This window comes from Trichormus variabilis 0441 (assembly GCF_009856605.1).
Taxonomy (GTDB): domain Bacteria; phylum Cyanobacteriota; class Cyanobacteriia; order Cyanobacteriales; family Nostocaceae; genus Trichormus; species Trichormus variabilis.
In genome coordinates, this window is record NZ_CP047242.1 from 3,188,580 (window position 1) to 3,207,968 (window position 19,389).

Genomic DNA, 19,389 nt, shown 5'->3' on the forward strand with positions numbered 1-19,389 from the left:
CTTAAAGAATCTGTGGCAAGATTGGAATCAGACACAATGCACTCAAGTAGGTAAACTGGATGCTGGGAAACACACTTGTTGGAAGATACCAAATTATTAGCCACTTGGGAGGAGGGGGATTTGGTGAAACTTTTGTAGCTTGTGATACTCATCTACCAGGAATGCCTAAATGTGTAGTCAAGAAACTGCAACCCCAAGCAAATGACCAGGCTACCTTGGAAATAGCCAGGCGATTATTTGATACAGAGGCGCAAGTTTTATATAAATTGGGAAGTTGCGATCGCATTCCTCAACTTTTGGCTTATTTTGAGGAGAATGCAGAGTTCTATCTGGTACAGGAATTTATCCCTGGTCACGACCTGAGTAAAGAGTTAACGCCAGGAAAAGTCTTTACTCAAGATGAGGTGACAATACTATTACAAGAGATTCTGACCATCTTGGAATTTGTCCATGAGCAAAATGTAATTCATCGTGACATTAATCCGCGAAACTTACTCAGGCGACAGGATGGTAAGTTAATTCTCATCGACTTTGGGGCAGTGAAGCAAATCACCACCCAAATAGTGACCCCCACTGGTGAAAATAAATCTACTGTGATTATTGGTACACCAGGTTACATACCAGGAGAACAAGCCCAAGGTAATCCCAAGTTTAGTAGTGATATCTATGCTGTGGGGATAGTTGCAATTCAAGCATTGACGGGATTATTACCCCATCAACTAGAACATGATGCTGATACTCATGAAATTATCTGGCAAAATCATGCTCAAGTCTCATCAGAGTTTGCCAGATTTATAGACAAAATGGTGTGTTATGATTTCCGGCAACGCTATGCTTCAGCGACAACTGCATTACAAGCACTCACAGAATTAACAAAACCTGCGTCTGATACGATCGCCATAACTCCCACTTTACCACCTACCAAATTTAGATTTAATCACACTAAAAAAAGTATATTCATCAAGTTATTATTAGCAATTTTATTAATTAGTGCGACTGGTACAGCTTCAGTATTTGTTGTCAACAGTATTAATAGTAATAATGCTACAGAGTTGGCTAAACAAGGTAATACTTTTTTTGAATTGCAACGATACAAAGATGCCTTATCTGCTTATAAAAAAGCGGTTGATATTAGGCCAGATTATGCTCCTGCTTGGTATGGCAAAGGAAAAACCTTATTTCGACTCAAGCAATATCAAGACGCATTGACAGCTTATGATAAAGCCATTCAAATCCAACCAGATTATGTAGAAGCTTGGAGTGGTAGGGGTTTTAGTTTGCAAAGTTTACAACGTTATGCAGAAGCGATCGCCTCTTTTGATAAGGCTTTACAACTCAATGAAAATTATCCAGAAGTCTGGAATGCTAGAGGGGAAGCTTTTAGTAATTTAAAACAGTATGACCGAGCGATTAAATCTTATGATAAAGCCATTGAATTTAAATCAGATGCTTATGAAAGTTTTTATAATAAGGGATTAGCTTTGCAAAGCCTGAAAGAATATAATGAAGCCATAAATGCCTATAATAAAGCTATTGAAATTAAATCAGATTATGAGAGAGCATGGTATAATTTAGGAAATTCTCTAGTTAATCTGAACCGCTACGAAGATGCTTTTAAGGCTTATGACAAGGCAGTACAATATAAAACAGATTATGCTATAGCTTGGTTATCAAAAGGTAACGTCTTGATTATTTTACGACGTTATCCAGAAGCAATTGAATCTTTTAATCAAGTTATAAAATTTAATCCTAATAGTTATCAAGCATGGTATGGAAAAGGTTGGTCGCAACATCAAAACCAACGCTATGCAGAGGCAATAGAATCTTATAAGAAAGCAGCAACAATTAAGCCTAGTAATTATCAGGTTTGGTATAGTTTAGGCAATTCTCAGTATATTTTACAGCAATATCAAGAGGCGATCGCTTCTTATAACAAAGCAGTGCGTTACCAACCAAAGCATATTGAAAGTTGGTACAGTCGGGGTAATGCCTTATTTAGTTTAAAACAATATCAGGATGCGATCGCCTCCTATGAACAAGCCATTAAACATAAACCAGATTATAGCCAAGCAATTAACGCTCGTGACGAAGCCCAGCGTCAACTCCAAGCTGCAACACCAAAACCTGTAGTTATCCCAGTCATGCCTACTCCTGAATTTACTAATCCTTCCCAAGAGGATTAATTTATTATCTGTGGTAATGGGTAATTGGTAAAATAAATTATAAAATTTTATCTGCAATGGGATAGAGTATTAAACCACATCAAAAACAATTTAGAGACAATATACTTATTAGTTAGTACCGTTTTGTTTAAGTTGCACGGATGTTTAAATGATCCATTAGCTGGGTGTATATTCTTACTAAATAAATTAGCTACATTGTAAATAGTAAATACGGAAAAAATTGTTATTTAGAAATCTGCCAAAATGGCAACTTAAAGAATAATTGTTAAGTTATCTTTAACGGATATCAACCAGATTGGAACTTTTGTTATTGCAGTCTACCGAGTATTTTAAAAGCATTATCTCTTATATATAAAATCTGACTAGGAAAGTGTGTGAGTAGCACATCAAGCTCACATACTGAGAATATTTTCCTTCATCATAAAGTTCATATACCTTTAAACCCATCATGCTCACAGCTATTTGTACTTTATTTGAAGGTGATTACCACTACGGTGTGGGAAACCTGGTAAATTCTCTCTATAACCACGGTTTTCGTGGTGTAATTTGGGCAGGATATCGGGGTAATTTACCACCTTGGACTGAATCTGTTAAAAATGCTGAAGACTATCAGGAATTTACTGTTGCCCAGGATTGTGTAATTCGGTTTATTAAGTTAGACACTTACAAGTGTTTTACAAACTATAAACCAGATTTCATGCTCCAACTCTGGGAAAATTATTGCCCAGAAACAGAAGCAATATTTTATTTTGACCCTGATATTGTCAATAAAAGACGTTGGGCTTTTTATGAAGAGTGGGTTGGTCGAGGCATTGCTTTATGCGAAGATGCCTATGATTATATGCCTGCTAATGATCCTAATCGCATTGCTTGGAAGGAACTAGCAGAACGCCACGGTTATCATTCTCTTCGGCAACTAGATAGATATTACAATGCAGGTTTCATTGGAGTAAAACAGAATCAAAAAGACATACTAGTATTATGGAAAAATTTACTAGAAACTTTTGAATCTGCGGGATATTTTGACCTCCATAATTTTCATCTTTATTCGGAGCAATATCCTTATTTTTTAACTGATCAATGTGTTTTGAATTTAGCTGTAACATTGTCTCATGAACCCCTGAGTACTGTCAGCCGGTTGGGTATGGATTTCGGCAATGCTAGTACCTATCTGATGTCCCACGCATCAGGGGCAGCTATCAAGCCGTGGCGCAAAAAACTGCTTTTAAAAGCTTTGGATGGTGTTCCTCCTAGCTTGACTGATAAAGCCTATTGGCAACATACTCAATCACCAATTCAACTTTATCCAAGACGGTCATATTTGACGAAAAAAATTGAGTTACGCTGTGCATCTGCTATTGGGCGCTTTATCAGGCGTTCTTAATTTAATTGGTCAATAGTCAATGGTAATGTAGAGACGTTGCATGCAACGTCTCTACATTATTTATTGGGTGCAACTTCATAGAGAATTGGTATCAACTAACTCCTGTTATCAATTTGCGCGCGTTGTAAACTGCCGGAAAAGTCTACGTAAACGCTTTTCCATTCTGTGAACACATCTAAAGCGGTGGTGCCTGCTTCCCGGTGTCCGTTACCGGTTTGTTTGACACCACCAAAAGGCAGGTGTACTTCTGCGCCAATGGTGGGGCCGTTGATGTAGGTGATACCGACTTCAATGTCGCGCATGGCAACAAAGGCGCGATTGATGTCACGGGTGTAGACTGAGGAGGAAAGACCGTATTTGGTATCGTTAAGGATAGCGATCGCTTCTTCAAAGGTGCTAACCTCAATCAATGCTACTACTGGCCCGAATATCTCTTCACGGGCAACACGCATCTGTGGGGTGACATTATCTAAAATTGTTGGTTGAAAAAAGTAACCCTGTTTTAATTGTCCCTCGGTGACAATTTCCCCACCGATTAAAATCTTGGCCCCTTCTTCACGGGCAATATTCATATATTCATGTACCCGTTGCAACTGTCGGTTATTGATTATCGGGCCGATATCTGTCTCAGGTTCTGTACCAGCACCCAAGCGTAGTTGGCTGGTGCGTTCACGCAGCATGGTTGTAAATTTTTCTTTGATATCACGATGTAAAATTAAGCGACTGGTAGCTGTACATCGTTGTCCTGTTGTGCCGAAGGCTCCCCACAATGCCCCATCAAGGGCAAGTTCTAAATCTGCATCTTCCATCACCACTTGGGCATTTTTCCCACCCATCTCCAAACAGACGCGCTTGTGAGTGCGCCCACAAGTCTCACCAACATAGGCACCAGTGGCGGAAGAACCAGTAAATGAAACTAAATCAATATTTGGATGTTCGACTAAAGCTTTCCCTGCTTCTTCCCCGACTCCATGCACCAAGTTAATTACACCCGGTGGTAAACCTGCGGCGGCGAAAATCTCAATTAATTTTGTGGCACAGGCGGGGGTGTCTTCCGCAGGTTTGAGAATCACCGTATTACCACAAACCAAAGCTGGCATTGCTTTCCAGCAAGGAATGGCTACGGGGAAGTTCCAGGGAGTAATTAAAGCACAAACTCCGATGGGCATTCGCACTGTCATGGCGAATTTGTTGGGCATTTCGGATGGTGTGGTTTGCCCAAACAGTCGCCGTCCTTCACCAGCGCTATAAAATGCACAGTCAACACCTTCCTGCACATCGCCCCTAGCTTCAGTTATGGGTTTACCCATTTCCCGACTAATTAATTGGGCTAGTTCTTCTTTATGTTGGAGTAATAATTCACCGACGCGAAAGATATATTCGGCTCTGGCTGGGGCTGGGACTTTGCGCCAACTGCCATAGGCTTGACGGGCGGCGGTGACGGCTCTATCTGTATCGTCAGCTTGAGAACGGGGGAAAGTAGCAACAATTTCGCTCTTGTTAGCAGGGTTGTGACTGTTGAGGGTGGTTTCTGTGGCGGCGTTTAACCATTGACCATTGATGTAATTTTGGCAGTTTAGGGGAGTTTTCATATAAATTTAAAATTCAAAATTTAAAGTTAGAGAATTTATGATTCAGCACTCACCACTAATTTAAGGTACTAATGCCAAAACTCCCACTGGCGAACCTGAGCCACCGCGTAATCTAAGGATTGCGATCGCCAGATTACTACCTTTTGCTGGTAGTTGATGCAAATTTGTCAAATTTTCTAACACAATACCTTGTTGCGCCAATACTAAGCGGTTGGTAGCAAAACTGGTGTCTTGTCCAGGGTCTACACCATGAGTATCGATTCCTACGCCTGCAATCTGTCGCTCATCCAAGAGAAATTGGGTTGCATCACTACCAAAACCCGGAAAGTGCATGATTCCTTCAGCATCTTGGTTGAGAAAAGCGTTTTTATCAGACCATTTATTCTGCCAACCACTATGTAATAACACTACATTACCCCTGGGAATTTCACCGTGTTCTCCTTCCCAGGCGAAGATATCATCAATGGTGAGTCTATAATCGGCGTTGACGGCTGCGGCTGCTTGGATATCGATAACTACCGCCGACACAAACAAAGACTGAGCCGGGTATTGGTCAATTCCTATACCTGCTTGATAAAAACTATTAGGAGCGTTGATATGAGTGGCGCTGTGTTCCCCGATGGCGAAGCGCCGCAGGTAATAGCCATCATCAGGGAGTTGGGCAACAGTGGTAAATTCAACGGGAGGGTCGCCAGGCCATTGGGGAATATCTGGGTCAATTATATGACTTAAGTGAATCACGCGGGAGTATGCGATCGTTTTTAGGCTTGACACTTTAATCACCCACTTCAAAAATTTCTCACCATCAGAACCCACTACTTATACCAATTCAATTAATGATTGCAATACATCCTTGGCTGAAGACGCGATTCATCGCGTCTCTACAGATGGTTTATTTTGAATTTTGAATTGATTCATTTGTCCCATTCTTTTTTCAAATTGGTATTATCTTGGCAGACTCTATCGCCCAGAAGTTTGGCATGATGGCAGTTCTTCTAAAACCTGTCGATGGGCTATCAGGTAATTATTCAGTAAGTTACAACCAGTGTGTAATAAATTATCGAAGTCCAAATCCCAGAAAATGATGGTTTTGTCACCACTGGCGGAAGCTAACTGTTTTCCATCGGGGCTGTAGATGATGCTTCTCACCCAATCGCTATGACCAGTCAGAGTTTTTAGGACTTGACCACTGCTGACATCCCAGATTTTAATTGTGTTGTCACGACTGGCGGAAGCTAATTGTTGTCCATCGGGGCTGTAGGCGACGCTTCTCACCCAATTGCTATGACCAGTCAGAGTTTTTAAGGGCTTACCACTGCTGACATCCCAAATTTTGATGTTATCACTGGCGGCAGCTAACTGTTTGCCATCGGGGCTGTAGGCAACACTTTTGACTGAATCCTGATGACCAGAGAGAGTTTTCAGCAGTTTACCACTGCTGATATCCCAAATTTTGATGGTTTTGTCGTCGCTGGCGGAAGCTAACTGTTTTCCATCAGGGCTGTAGGTGACACTCCTCACCCAACTGCTATGACCAGTCAGAGTTTTTAGAAGTTGACCACTGTTGACATCCCAAATTTTGATTGTTGTGTCACCACTGGCGGAAGCTAATTGTTGTCCATCGGGGCTGTAGGCGACGCTAATCACTCTATCTTTGTGACCAAGGAGAGTTTTTACGGGTTGACCAGTGCTGACATCCCAGATTTTGATGGTTTTGTCGCCACTACCGGAGGCTAATTGTTTTCCATTGGGGCTGTAGGTGATGCTTCTGACCCAATCACTATGACCAGAAAGAGTTTTGAGGGTCTGACCAGTGCTGACATCCCAAATTTTGATGATGTTGTCACCACTACCAGAGGCTAATTGTTTTTCACTGGGACTGTAGGCGATGCTGATAACAGAATCACTATGACCAGAGAGTATTTTTAAGGGTTTACTGATGCTGACATCCCAAATTTTGATGGTCTTGTCACCACTGGCGGAAGCTAACTGTTTGCCATCGGGACTGTAGGCAATACTATAGACTGAATTGCTGTGACCAGAGAGGGTTTTCAGGAGTTGACTACTGCTGACATCCCAAATTTTGATGGTCTTATCACCACTGACAGAAACTAACTGTTGTCCATTGGGGCTGTAAGCGATGCTATAAACAGGCTGGTCATGACTGGAGAGAGTTTTCAGGAGTTGACCATTGCTGATGTCCCAAATTTTGATGGTCTTGTCGCTACTGGCGGAGGCTAAATGTTTTCCGTCGGGGCTGTAAGCAATACTAATTACCCCATCACTATGACCAGAAAGAGTTTTCAGGAGTTGACCACTGTTGATGTCCCAAATTTTGATGGTCTTGTCTCGACTAGCGGAAGCCAACCGTTTTCCATCGGGACTGTAGGTAACGCTTCTCACTGCATGACTATGGCCAGAGAGAGTTTTTAGGCTTTTACCACTGTTAATATCCCAAATTTTAACTGTCTTATCATCACTGGCAGAAGCTAATTGTTGTTTGTTGGGACTATAGGCGATGTTGATGACGGAATCACTATGACCGGAGAGGGTTTTCAGCGTTTTACCACTGTTGATATCCCAAATTTTAATTGTCTTATCACCACTACCAGAAGCTAATTGTTGCCCATCGGGACTATAGGCGATGCTGATGACGGAATCACTATGACCGGAGAGGGTTTTTAGAGTTTTACCACTGTTGATATCCCAAATTTTAACTGTCTTATCACCGCTACCAGAGGCTAACTGTCGTTTTTGTGGGGCAAAGGCGACACTACTCACCCAATTTTCATGACCTGCCAAAGTATTCACCTCTGTGGCACGATTTTCTTTATATTCATTGGGCTGTAAGTAGATAGCTCGCTGTAAAGTTGCCGCAGTTTGTATTGTGGCAAAACTGTTTTCTCTCTCCCACGGTGTACCCTTGAGTTTGTTAGCTGCTTTTAGTGCTTCTATCAAAGCATCAGGATATTGTTTGGAGACAAAAAAAGCTTCTGAAGAATTATTCAAGGCGTTAATTTCGTTAATTCCAGCACTAATTTCGGCGTTTTGTGTCTGTTTTTTGGCTTCATTTGCTAACTGCACTGCTAAAGCGGTTAAAACAACAATACCTATACCCACAGCCACTGAACTAAACAAAGCACGTTGCAGAAAGCGATAAAGTTTGGCTTCACTTAGTTTTCTTTGCGCTCTTTCTTTGTCTAGTTCCGCCATTACCTGTTTTAATTTCTGTTGTTGTTGCTGGCGGATAAAGGCGGCTAAATAGTCATGCACCAGTTGATAACGGTCAGTGGGTTTTTCTGGGAGCAACACAACTAAGCCAGATTTGACGAAAATATCTAAAACTAAATCGAATTGCTGGAGATTTAAGATTTGCTCTTTTCTCACAGCCTGTTGTGAAGTTTTTGGCGTAATTTTGCCCTGTTTTTGCCGTGGGGTTGGGGAAATCCGCGCAGATTCCACATCATAAGTAGAAAAATATTGCTGAAAATCTCGTTCTAATTCTCCCCGTGTCTTTAGGGGACGAGTTCCTCTTTCATCAGTCAGCGAATACAGCAAAAACTCCGCTAATTGCTGATTTTCTTCACCGCAGTCATGGATAACCTCATTTAAATAATGCTGTACTAAGTCTTGTTTTGTGCCGAAACGCCGATATTTTTCTAGGGTGGTGATATTCTCGGTTTGTAATTGCGCTCCTACAATTTGCAACTCAATGGGGCGCACTTCACCCAATTCTCCTGCTAAGTCTTCTACCAGTGCATCTATTAAATTAGGTTCTAAGTTAAAGCTAGTATTTGCAGTGAGACGCTGGATAATAGACTTTGTATCGTTGGGAGAGAAGTTGCCCAACTTATAAAGCACGTTGTTACTGAGAATGTCATTACCAATAATCTGAAATTCCGGCAAATCATTACATTCCAGCAAATAATGGATGTAATCTACCCGCAACGATAAAATAACTTTCACTGAAAGAACGTGCAGACATTCTCCTAGAAACTCAAAGAACTGTTTTCGTTGTCCAAGTTCGGGGTAAACGAAGAAAAATTCCTCAAATTGGTCAAAAACTAACACTGTGCGGAGGTTGTGTTGTTCGTTTTCACGCAACTTGGTGATGAGTAATGAGGAGAGAAAGGAAGAAGAAAGGGGAACAGTAGGTTCTGAACTAGAATGTTGAGGTTCTGAAGGAGAACGTTGAGGTTCTGAACTAGAATGTTGAGGTTCTCCTTCTCTTTGTCCCCCATCTTTTATCAAAATGCGCGTCAAATCTTGCAGCCAGTTGGTGTAAACACGCATAACGACGACTAAATTATCTTGCACACCAATGGCTTTTTTCTTTAAAGCCGGGACTAAACCTGCATTAATCAGGGAACTTTTACCCACGCCCGATTGCCCATGAATGACTATCAATTTATAATCGGGGCGACCGACGCGTTCTATTAAACGTTCTACATCTAATTGACGACCAGATGCAGCAATTTCTAAGGCAATATTATCTTGTAGAGAAGTTGTAGATAAGGTTTCTAAATGTGTTTGCTTACGTGCTTCTAATCTTCCTGCACCAATAAAAGCCCGCAAGCCAAATTGTTGTTCAATGGAAAGCGACTGCTGTTTAATTTCATAGGCTGCAAGATATTTTTTTTGAGTGAAATAAAAATTATGTAAATAACTGAGAATATGCAGATAAAGTCTGACATCTTCTTGAGGATTTAACCTATTTATAGCATCTTCTAAGTTGGCGATCGCCTGGGGGATTTGCCCTAAATTATATTGAGAGCAACCCTGAATAAATCTATACAAGCTTAATTCTGGTGCTGAAAGTAGATTCTCTGATTTATCGGCTGATATAAAATCTAATGCTTGGTTAATTAATTGATTTGCCTGTCGCCAATTTTCTTGGGCTAAAGCTACCTCGGCTAAACAAGCATAATCCCTAGCAATTTCTCTATGATTATTATTTGCTTGATGAATGACTAAAGCTTGCTGGGATAGCTTTTCTAACTGTTCCCAGGCTTTAAGATTACGTAAAATAGTAGCTAACTTATAAAGAGATTTAGCAACTAAATCTGCACGTTGAATCTGGTTAACAAAATCAATATATTCTTGAATATAACGCCGCGTATTATTCCAAGATATATGATTGATATCTTGATATTTGTAACTTTGAATATAATAACAAAAAGCAGTCTCTAAAAAAATAAATTCTTGAGGTGCAATCAAATCAAGTTTTTGCCATAAACTACCAGCTTGGTGATAATATTCTAGCGCGGCTGAAATTTTATTGATATTCTTATTAGTTAAGCCCAGTAATGATAATAAATTAGCCGCTAATTCTGAATTATCTATCTGTCCATCTATAAATAAATCTCTTTGGGCTGCTAATAACTCAGTTTCTAGCTTTAGTGATTCATGGAGAGTCAGTTTAGTCTGTTCATGCAAATATTGATGAGCCGTTTCAGTAATAAAATCTCTTAATTGTTGTTGGTCAATAGCAAAATTTCTCGTAACTGCCCAACTTTCTAAGTCAGGTGCAACTTGAATTAATTGTTTATAAATTTCATCATCAATCCACAACACCAAAGGGAAATGAAAATGCTGGCGGAATTCCTCGCGCACTTGATTGGCTGAACTTAACATCACTGCTAAATTCTGCACCTTTTCCAAACCAACAACCATCACACAACCAAGAATCTCTGCGCCAAATTCATCCCGAATGGCAGTATAGAGGGTTTTATCAGATTGCTGTACTTCCAAGACATAAATTTCCGCTTGGCAAATTTCTTGTAATCTTTTGATTAAGCGATCGCGTAAGCTGGCATAATTACACCGTGCCAAAATCAACTTAAACTGTCCCACAGAAGCATCAATCGCCCAGGCTAATTGTTGCACAGAGCGATCGTTATTTACTAAATCATTTGTCATTGGTCATTTGTTATTTGTTATTAGTCAATAGTCAATAGTTATTCTTCTTTACTTCCCCTGCTCCCCCTGCCCCCTGCCCCCTCATCCCCCCATCTCCTTTGCACCAATCAAAATGGGATTGACATCAAACCAAGACTCGCCGCCATCTCGATATTCAAAGACAAAACGGCTACGGATGAGTTTTTGGTAGCCGTGATCATCGCTGACTTTTTTCTTGTGTTGGACGTGGCGTAATAATTGCCATTCTTCTTCAGAAATTGGCAAAATCATTTCGTTGCGACGGGAACGAATAACTTGTTCTAAGGTATTGCGGGTGAGGGGAAGCGCCATTTCTTCCATAATCCAGCTATTCAGAAGCCGCAACAAGTCGCGCACATGACCACCACTCAAGATACATAAACGCTCTAAGGTATCAGCACTATCAAAAATCTCAGAAATTTTGTCTCGGCGTTGTTCTGGTTGCAAGTCAGGAAAGGCTCTGGCTAATACCATCTGCTGCATCAGCTCCATTCCTTGCTCATGCACCCTACCATCAGGCCAATGTAAGGGAACCATCGGTAATACTTTGGGGTCTTCGGGAAAGCGCTGAGTCAGCATTCCGTAATCGTTGGAAAATTTGAGAGACAGGGGCATGGTGTAGACTAGATGACAATTTAACTTGGTGAGATATTCACCTTGGTCTACAAATAAATATTCTTGTTGGGGACGACCCCAAGACTTAGGACGGTTATCTATGCGGTCGAGGTTATCGACAATGACAACTAGACCATTTTTACCTTGTTGTTTGAGTTTAGCGATCGCCGGTTGCAATAATTCTTGATTAATCGCTTCTAACAGCTTGATTTTTTGCGGTGCGAGATATTGATTAATTTTCTCTCGGAGTGTGGGGTCGCTTTTAATTTTGGTGGTGATTTCACCAATACCTACAGATAAAGATAACTTTGCTGGCTCTACACTAACACCGACATCACCCACTACGGGAACCTTGGCTTTAATCCCCGTCACCTCAGAGTTTAAAACCTTCCATGCACCTAGTAGCAAATCATTAAATTTGTTAGTCTCTTCCAGAGTGATTTTATCTAAACTTTGGCTCACACGCCGAGCGATCGCCAACAACACATCGGCGATATCAACATCGGTCATTTCTAAGTCATCACTAGACTCAAAATAAACCACATGAAAGCCTAACTTTTCTAATTCTGCCTGTAAGCGGATGAGTTCTGTCGATTTACCACAGCCGATATGTCCTGTAAATAAAGTGCAGGTAGGTTCATCTGGCTTAAAAAAGGTAATCTTTTGTTTGAGCTTACCGATAATATCGCCGCCACGCACCGAGGAAAAATCAATGTAGTACTTTTTATCTGTGTCTTGATTGAGAAATAGAGTCCGACTAGGGTCTGTAGCTTGAAAAAAACCCCGTAAATCTATAGTCATATGTTTAGTAATCTAGTTATTCTTGTAACCCTGCATAACCGTGATTACCAAGATATTAGTACTAATAGCAATTCGTAATTAGTAGTAATTCGTAAAATTAGCGTGAGTTCGATAAATTCGGAAGAACCCCTCTCCATAGCTTGCTACTCTACGAGTTCTCCGCAGGAGTACCCGCAGGGTACCTCTCCCCGACGCGGGGAGAGGCTTAAAACCATGATTATTTGGTAATCAGTTATAGATTTTCAGACCCTTCCCTACAAGGGAAGGGGTTGGGGTTAGGTTCCGTCGAACTCACTTTAAAATTAGCGCAAAAAGCTAAAACCTTGATTTGCGGGAGAAACCAAGGTTAGAGTATGGGTGTTAAATTTTGCTAAGTGCGTTATGGTGTCATGTTTAAGCTACTAAGCCAGAACGCAAAGCACGTACAGCAGCTTGGGTACGGTCATCAGCGCAGAGTTTATTCAGAATGTTGCGGACGTGGGTTTTAACCGTACCAACGGTAATATAAAGTTTCTCCGCAATTTGACCGTTGCTACAGCCAGCAACAATCAACTCTAGAATTTCTAATTCCCGTTGTGTAAGGGGGTAGGTTTCTAATACTTGTTCGTATTCAGAAGGTAGAGCCTCAATTTTGACGGTTTTGGGCTTATCAGATGATTGGCTCTCTCCGGGGATGCCTTGGCGCATCTTCTGTAATACTACATTAGCGATCGCTGGATCAATCCATGAGTTGCCGCCAAAAGTCGCTTGAATTGCTTCTGTCAGCCTACTAATGCTGGTTTCTTTCATGTAGTAAGAGTCTGCCCCAGCCGCAAAAGCCGCCAGTACTGCATCTTCGGTATGATCCATTGTCAGAATCAAAATCTTGGTGTGGGTTTGCCCACTCTCAGCTTGATAACGCCTAAACTTGCGAGTGAGTTCAATCCCATCCATGTCCGGCAAGCCAATATCTACCACCGCTACATCCGGCTTCGCCGTTTCCAAAAGTTTCAGTCCTTGAGTGGCATTAGCCGCTTCACCTATTACTTTGATGCCAGTGTTGGCCTGTAACGCAGCTCTTAGCCCCATTCTGGTTAGGTCATGATCTTCAATTAAAATAATGCTGATTTCACTCATCGTTACACTCACTCTTGTCTAATTGCTTCTTGCAAACTAAGCTATTTTTTCAGTCACTTCTATTATTTTCCCAAACCAAAGATAGATGATATCTTGATGCGCCTGCATCCACCGATAGAAATAATAAATCTATTTTTTTTGGGCCTAGATAGAGATAAAAATCTGGCTATAGATATATCGCTATTTTACAAGAAAATATAGAATACTGTGACAACTTATTGTTTTTGACAGTAGGAAAATTCATCTTTGCGGGAGTAAGATTTTAAGTTTAATTTCATCTTGTGACAAAGTATTGTCAACATTTTAAAAGTAAGGTAGGAAATATTAATAGATGAAGAATTTGAATCAGCAATATATATACGAAGTCTGATTACTCAGATCCCCGACTTCTTGAAGAAGTCGGGGATCTTGTTTAGAATTTTTATGAGGGATGTTTGTATGATAACTACAAGCAATCAAACAAGTCCAGAGAGCGATCGCCACCCTGAAAATATAGCAAAAATGGCTCCCGTTGGCATATTTCACGCAGACATATCCGGTAATTGTCTTTATGTCAACGAGCGTTGGTGTGAAATGTCTGGTCTTTCTAAAAAACAGTCATTGGGTCGAGGTTGGCAAGTAGCTATTTATCCAGATGATTTGCAACTTATAGAAGTGCAAGCCCAGTTTATTTTGTCAAGACAGAAGTCATATAAAACTGAGTTGCGCTTGCAAGATCCTCAAGGCAAAATTACTTGGGTACTGTCAGAAGCAATAGCAGAAATTAATGAAGATGGGCGGATAGTCGGCTATATCGGCACAGTAGTCGATATTAGTGAACGTCACCAGATAGAAGAAGCATTGCGCGAAAGTGAAGAACGATTCGCAATTATGGCGAATAGCGCACCTGTGATGATTTGGATGTCAGGACTAGACAAACTCTGCAATTTTTTTAATCAAGGCTGGCTAGACTTCACAGGACGCACAATGGCAGAAGAATTAGGTAATGGTTGGGTAGAAGGGGTGCATCCAGAAGACCGAGAACGCTGCATTCACACATATACTACAGCCTTTGAGCATCGAGAAGTTTTCATGATGGAGTATCGCCTAAAACGTTTTGATGGACAATATCGCTGGATTTTCGATACAGGTACACCCAGATTTAATTCAGATGGTAGTTTCGCTGGTTACATAGGTTCCTGTGTTGATATTAACCCACGTAAGCAAGTCGAAATTACACTCCAACAACGAACCAAACAACTGACACGCTTAAACACTATCCTGGCGAAAACTACCACGTTGTTGCAACAACGTAATCAAGAGTTAGACCAGTTTGCTTATGTTGCATCCCATGATTTAAAAGCACCTTTACGGGCGATCGCTAGTTTATCAGAATGGTTAGAAGAAGACCTCGCTGACCAACTTCCTGAAGAAAATCAACATCAAATGCAGTTGTTGCGGGGTCGGGTGCGGCGCATGGAAGCCTTAATTAATGGTCTACTGGAATATTCGCGTATTGGCCGCGTCCACACAGAATTAACACAGGTCAATGTGGACTCATTACTCAGAGAAGTAATCGACTCGTTGCAACCACCAGCAAGTTTTCAGATTCAAATCCAGCCAAAAATGCCTACTTTAGTGACAAAGAGAGTTCCCTTACAACAGGTGTTCGCTAACTTAATCGAAAATGCCATTGAACACCACACAGGGGTCGATGGTAGGGTGAAAATTTCGGTGCGAGATTTGGGGAAATACTACGAATTTAGTGTGGAAGATGATGGCCCTGGCATACCTGTAGAATATCACGATAAGGTCTTTGTAATTTTCCAAACTCTCGAACCGCGCGATCGCAAAGAAAATACGGGAATTGGGTTGGCGATCGTCAAAAAAATTGTCGAGACGGAAGGGGGTTCCATTAATTTGAAGCCTGTCTCTGGGCCTGGAAGTACATTTCGTTTTACTTGGCCTAAACGTTCTCTTGAGTAAAATAGCTCAAGCTTATGGTACACAATGATTTTCTCCAACTCTCACTAATGGGTGAGGACGTGCGTTCAGTCGCTCTTTTACAATTGGGTTGAAGGTTCACTCAAGTATTTTATTTGACTTAGTAAAAGCTTAGTCTGCAAAAGCACTCAGCATTTGTATAGTACTAATTACTAATTCATGAATAACTATTCACGAATTAGCTAGCCTCCTATAAAAAGCATAGTTTAAATACAAAAAATGCAGGAAAGAGTGATTAACATACTATTAGTGGAGGACGATGAAGTTGATGTTATGAATGTCAAACGAGCATTCCAGAAAGTTAATATTACTAATCCTATTTACTTAGCAGATAATGGCTTAGAGGCTCTAAAGATTTTGCGCGGGAACCACACTCAAACGCCAAATTTTCCTCATGAGCGTCGCCTAATTTTGCTAGACTTAAATATGCCTAAAATGGGTGGTATTGAATTCTTGCAAGAATTAAGATCCGATCCCCAACTACGACTGACTCCCGTAGTTGTGATGACGACATCAAACCAGGATAAAGACCGTGTAGAAGCTTACAACTTAAACGTTGCTGGTTATATCCTCAAGCCCGTCACATTCTCTAGTTTTGTAGAAATAATAGCAGCACTCAATAAATATTGGGTATTCTGTGAAATGCCTTAGTCTGTCTAACAACAGATTTTGTGAACAGAGACTATCGTATTTTCTAATCACATGAATTATGCCCTATTAGATTGATATAAGCAAAACGAGAAACACTAATTTTTATCTTTGATACTGAAAATCAGACTTGCTCAATTCAAATATAAAAATTAATAAAGACTATATTCAAGAGGCTCAAAGTTTTTAGTTGAAAAATTTGAAACCAGAAATGTTTGAAATCAACCTGTATTTGGCAGCAAATATAAAAACCGATGGAAGAGACGCTAAAGATTTTGGTTGTAGACGATGATGAAGTAGACCGCATGACAGTTCGCCGTGCTTTGGTTAAAGCTGGGGTACGTATGGAAATGTCAGAGGTAAGTGACGGAAACACGGCGCTCTCTATCTTAAGAAATACATCTTTTGATTGTGCCTTCATCGACTATCGTTTACCCGACCAAGACGGTTTAAACTTAATCGAAACAATTCGTAGCTTAAATATCAAAATTCCTTTAGTAGTTTTGACTTCTCAAGGTGATGAACAAATTGCCGTGGAGTTAATGAAAGCTGGTGCAACAGATTACTTATCTAAATTTAGAGTTTCATCGGAAACTTTAGCTCAAGTTTTACGTAATGCAATGCGGCTTTATCGTGCAGAAATGCAGACTGCTATTGCCTACCAACAACTGAGAGAAAGTCATGAGCAACTGGTGCGAAAAAATCAAGAATTAGAACGACAACGGCAACAAATCCAAATTCAAAACTTAAAACTATTAGAAGCATCGCGGCTGAAATCTCAATTTCTCGCTACCATGTCCCATGAATTGAGAACACCAATGAACGCGATTATTGGTTTTTCTCAGATATTGTTACGCCCTAAATTCGGCAATCTCACAGGTCAGCAAGCCGATATGGTAGAACGGATTCTGAATAATGGCAAACATTTATTGATGCTATTAAATGAAGTTTTAGACTTCTCCAAATTAGAAGAGGGAAGATTAGAACTGAAGCCAGAATTATTTGATTTAACTAAAGTAATTAACGCTGCCGTTGCGGAAATGCGCTCTCTAGCTGAGGCAAAAAAGCTGTCTTTGCTAGTGCAGATTGACTTACAAAATCCTTTGCTAGTAAATGATCCAGTAAGAATTAAACAAATTCTAATAAATTTATTATCTAATGCCATTAAGTTCACAGACTCTGGTAGTATTTGGATCGATGTAAAAGACTTACCAGGAAGTTGGGTGGAAATTAGAGTAAAAGATACAGGTATTGGCATAGCATCTAAAGATTTTAAATATATTTTTGAGGCTTTTCGACAAGTTGATCAAAGCATTACTCGCAAGTATGCAGGTACAGGTTTGGGGTTGGCAATTATCGACTCGTTAGTGCAAATGATGAGTGGTAAAATTATCTTAGAAAGTCAATTGGGAGTAGGTTCAATTTTTACAATTACATTGCCAAGACAATTGCCATTGTCAAACTTATCTCTATCTTCATCATCTGTGCAAGATGCGAAAGAAATGATGCAGCCAGATCACAAAGTACACCACCCTACGGCTAAATCCAACCCAGCCCCCAGGAAATATCATAATCTCAAGTTATAAATTTATATATAAAAAACAAGCTTATTATCATGTCTGTTGTGGAAAATAATCAAATTGATCGAATTTTGGCTGTTGACGACACTAAAGATAACCTGATTTTAGTGCAAACAATTTTAGAAAGTGAAGGCTATGAAATTGATTTAGCCAGTGATGGCATTTCAGCTTTGCAAAAAGTAGAACAGTCGCCACCGGATTTAATCTTATTAGATGTAATGATGCCGGGGATGGATGGTTATGAAGTGACACGACGCATCCGCAATAACCCAGCCTTAAGTTATGTACCAATATTATTGATTACAGCTTTTCACGAATCGAGTGTTGTGGAAGGTTTGGACGTAGGCGCGGATGATTTCATTCGCAAACCATTTGATACAGATGAACTATTGGCTAGAGTGCGATCGCTCCTACGTCTCAAGCACAGTCTGGACGAACAAAAAAAAATGGCACGCCAAAGGGAAGACTTTGTGTCACGCCTAACCCACGATTTACGCACACCGCTAGTAGCAGCAGATCGGATGTTGGACTTGTTTCAACAAGAAGCCTTTTGCAAAATTTCACCAGAAATGAAACAGGCGATCGCTGTCATGATTCGCAGCAACCAAAATTTGATGCAAATGGTTAATACCTTACTAGAAGTTTATCGCTTTGAAGCCGGTAAGAAAACATTAAATTATGAAAGCTGCAACTTAAAAGAAATCGCTCAAGAAGTGGTTAGCGAACTCACAACTCTAACTAATGAAAAAGGTATCGCCTTAAAAATAGATAGCACTCAGATAGATAACTTAGGCGAAAAAGCAGGTGTAGTTATGGGTGATACCCTCGAACTACGGCGCGTGTTGTACAACTTAGTAGCAAATGCCATCAAGTTTACAGACACTGGCGGCATTGAAATTCGCTTTTTTGAACCAAATAATCATTGGTTAACGATCGAAATTGAAGATACTGGTTATGGTATTGCTCCCGAAGACCAAGCGACCATTTTTGAGCGATTTCGTCAGGGAAGAAATAAACGCTCAGGTAGCGGTTTAGGTTTGCATTTATCCAGTCGTATCGTTGAAGCGCACGAAGGTATGATTAGTTTGGTTTCTGAAGTAGGTAAAGGTAGTAAATTCACAGTCAAACTACCTAAAAATATTTGAAGAGGAATTTTTCTGACTTCTGAAATTAAGCTTTGATCATTTGAAAAAAAGAATGAGATAAATACCTTAGTAGAAGGGTAATTCCATACCCTTCCACTATCCTCCACTATCTGCCAAGATTATGGAATTTGTCGTTCATTAAAAGGTTTAGTCACGACGACAATCATAGCAATAGCGACAGGAATATCTATTTCTTCTATCTCCTCTATCTCGATCTCTTTGGAATTCTTCATCTCTACGGTCTTGACCCCCAGCAAGAAGTTGCTGTTCTTCTGCGGATAAGTCTATGAGTAAATCCGATGCAAAAAGTTGATTCGACATGATTGTTAGCCTCACTTACGTCAATAGGTGTTATTCACCTATACTTTTATATAAGTAAGATTTTCAAGATATTAAATTATACTC

The 19,389-nt window shown here is 40.4% G+C and carries 12 protein-coding genes; 6 read left to right on the plus strand and 6 right to left on the minus strand.

Annotated elements, in window-relative coordinates; translation table 11 throughout:
* Positions 1–59: 59 nt before the first annotated feature.
* Both GSQ19_RS13045 and GSQ19_RS13050 read left to right on the plus strand, forming a co-directional pair.
* A complete protein-coding gene (locus GSQ19_RS13045; RefSeq protein WP_011318368.1) occupies positions 60–2,183 on the plus strand; it encodes a serine/threonine-protein kinase in 2,124 nt (707 codons plus the stop codon).
* Between the two features lie 448 nt (positions 2,184–2,631).
* Positions 2,632–3,567, plus strand: coding sequence for a hypothetical protein (locus GSQ19_RS13050; protein ID WP_011318369.1), 936 nt, complete (start codon positions 2,632–2,634; stop codon positions 3,565–3,567).
* 95 nt (positions 3,568–3,662) lie between these two features.
* Here GSQ19_RS13050 and GSQ19_RS13055 read toward each other — a convergent pair whose 3' ends face one another.
* The 5 genes from GSQ19_RS13055 to GSQ19_RS13075 form a co-directional block, all read right to left on the minus strand.
* Positions 3,663–5,159: an aldehyde dehydrogenase family protein gene (locus tag GSQ19_RS13055; RefSeq protein WP_011318370.1), complete on the minus strand. Its 1,497-nt coding sequence runs from the start codon at positions 5,157–5,159 to the stop codon at positions 3,663–3,665.
* Positions 5,160–5,219: 60 nt separating this feature from the next.
* Positions 5,220–5,933 carry a cyclase family protein gene (locus GSQ19_RS13060; protein WP_011318371.1) on the minus strand — a complete coding sequence of 238 codons (714 nt, stop codon included), beginning with the start codon at positions 5,931–5,933 and terminating at the stop codon, positions 5,220–5,222.
* Between the two features lie 186 nt (positions 5,934–6,119).
* The gene (locus GSQ19_RS13065; protein WP_011318372.1) at positions 6,120–11,078 is read right to left on the minus strand and encodes a WD40 domain-containing protein; all 4,959 of its coding nucleotides are present in this window, start codon (positions 11,076–11,078) and stop codon (positions 6,120–6,122) included.
* An 81-nt stretch (positions 11,079–11,159) separates the two neighbouring features.
* The gene (locus tag GSQ19_RS13070) at positions 11,160–12,512 is read right to left on the minus strand and encodes a P-loop NTPase fold protein (protein WP_011318373.1); all 1,353 of its coding nucleotides are present in this window, start codon (positions 12,510–12,512) and stop codon (positions 11,160–11,162) included.
* Between the two features lie 393 nt (positions 12,513–12,905).
* Positions 12,906–13,628, minus strand: coding sequence for a response regulator transcription factor (locus GSQ19_RS13075; protein WP_010997909.1), 723 nt, complete (start codon positions 13,626–13,628; stop codon positions 12,906–12,908).
* A gap of 438 nt (positions 13,629–14,066) precedes the next feature.
* On the opposite strand from GSQ19_RS13075, the gene GSQ19_RS13080 reads away from it, so the two are divergent.
* The 4 genes from GSQ19_RS13080 to GSQ19_RS13095 all read left to right on the plus strand — a co-directional run bounded on the left by GSQ19_RS13080 (position 14,067) and on the right by GSQ19_RS13095 (position 18,984).
* Complete coding sequence (locus GSQ19_RS13080; RefSeq protein ID WP_011318374.1) at positions 14,067–15,593, plus strand: PAS domain-containing sensor histidine kinase; 1,527 nt, start codon at positions 14,067–14,069, stop codon at positions 15,591–15,593.
* A gap of 237 nt (positions 15,594–15,830) precedes the next feature.
* Positions 15,831–16,262 carry a response regulator gene (locus GSQ19_RS13085; protein ID WP_011318375.1) on the plus strand — a complete coding sequence of 144 codons (432 nt, stop codon included), beginning with the start codon at positions 15,831–15,833 and terminating at the stop codon, positions 16,260–16,262.
* Between the two features lie 251 nt (positions 16,263–16,513).
* Positions 16,514–17,845 carry an ATP-binding response regulator gene (locus GSQ19_RS13090; RefSeq protein ID WP_011318376.1) on the plus strand — a complete coding sequence of 444 codons (1,332 nt, stop codon included), beginning with the start codon at positions 16,514–16,516 and terminating at the stop codon, positions 17,843–17,845.
* A 29-nt stretch (positions 17,846–17,874) separates the two neighbouring features.
* Positions 17,875–18,984, plus strand: a complete 1,110-nt coding sequence (locus GSQ19_RS13095; RefSeq protein ID WP_011318377.1) for a hybrid sensor histidine kinase/response regulator — start codon at positions 17,875–17,877, stop codon at positions 18,982–18,984.
* Positions 18,985–19,131: 147 nt separating this feature from the next.
* Here the strand turns inward: GSQ19_RS13095 and GSQ19_RS13100 are convergent, their stop codons facing one another.
* Positions 19,132–19,305: a hypothetical protein gene (locus GSQ19_RS13100; RefSeq protein WP_153228415.1), complete on the minus strand. Its 174-nt coding sequence runs from the start codon at positions 19,303–19,305 to the stop codon at positions 19,132–19,134.
* Positions 19,306–19,389 lie beyond the last annotated feature (84 nt).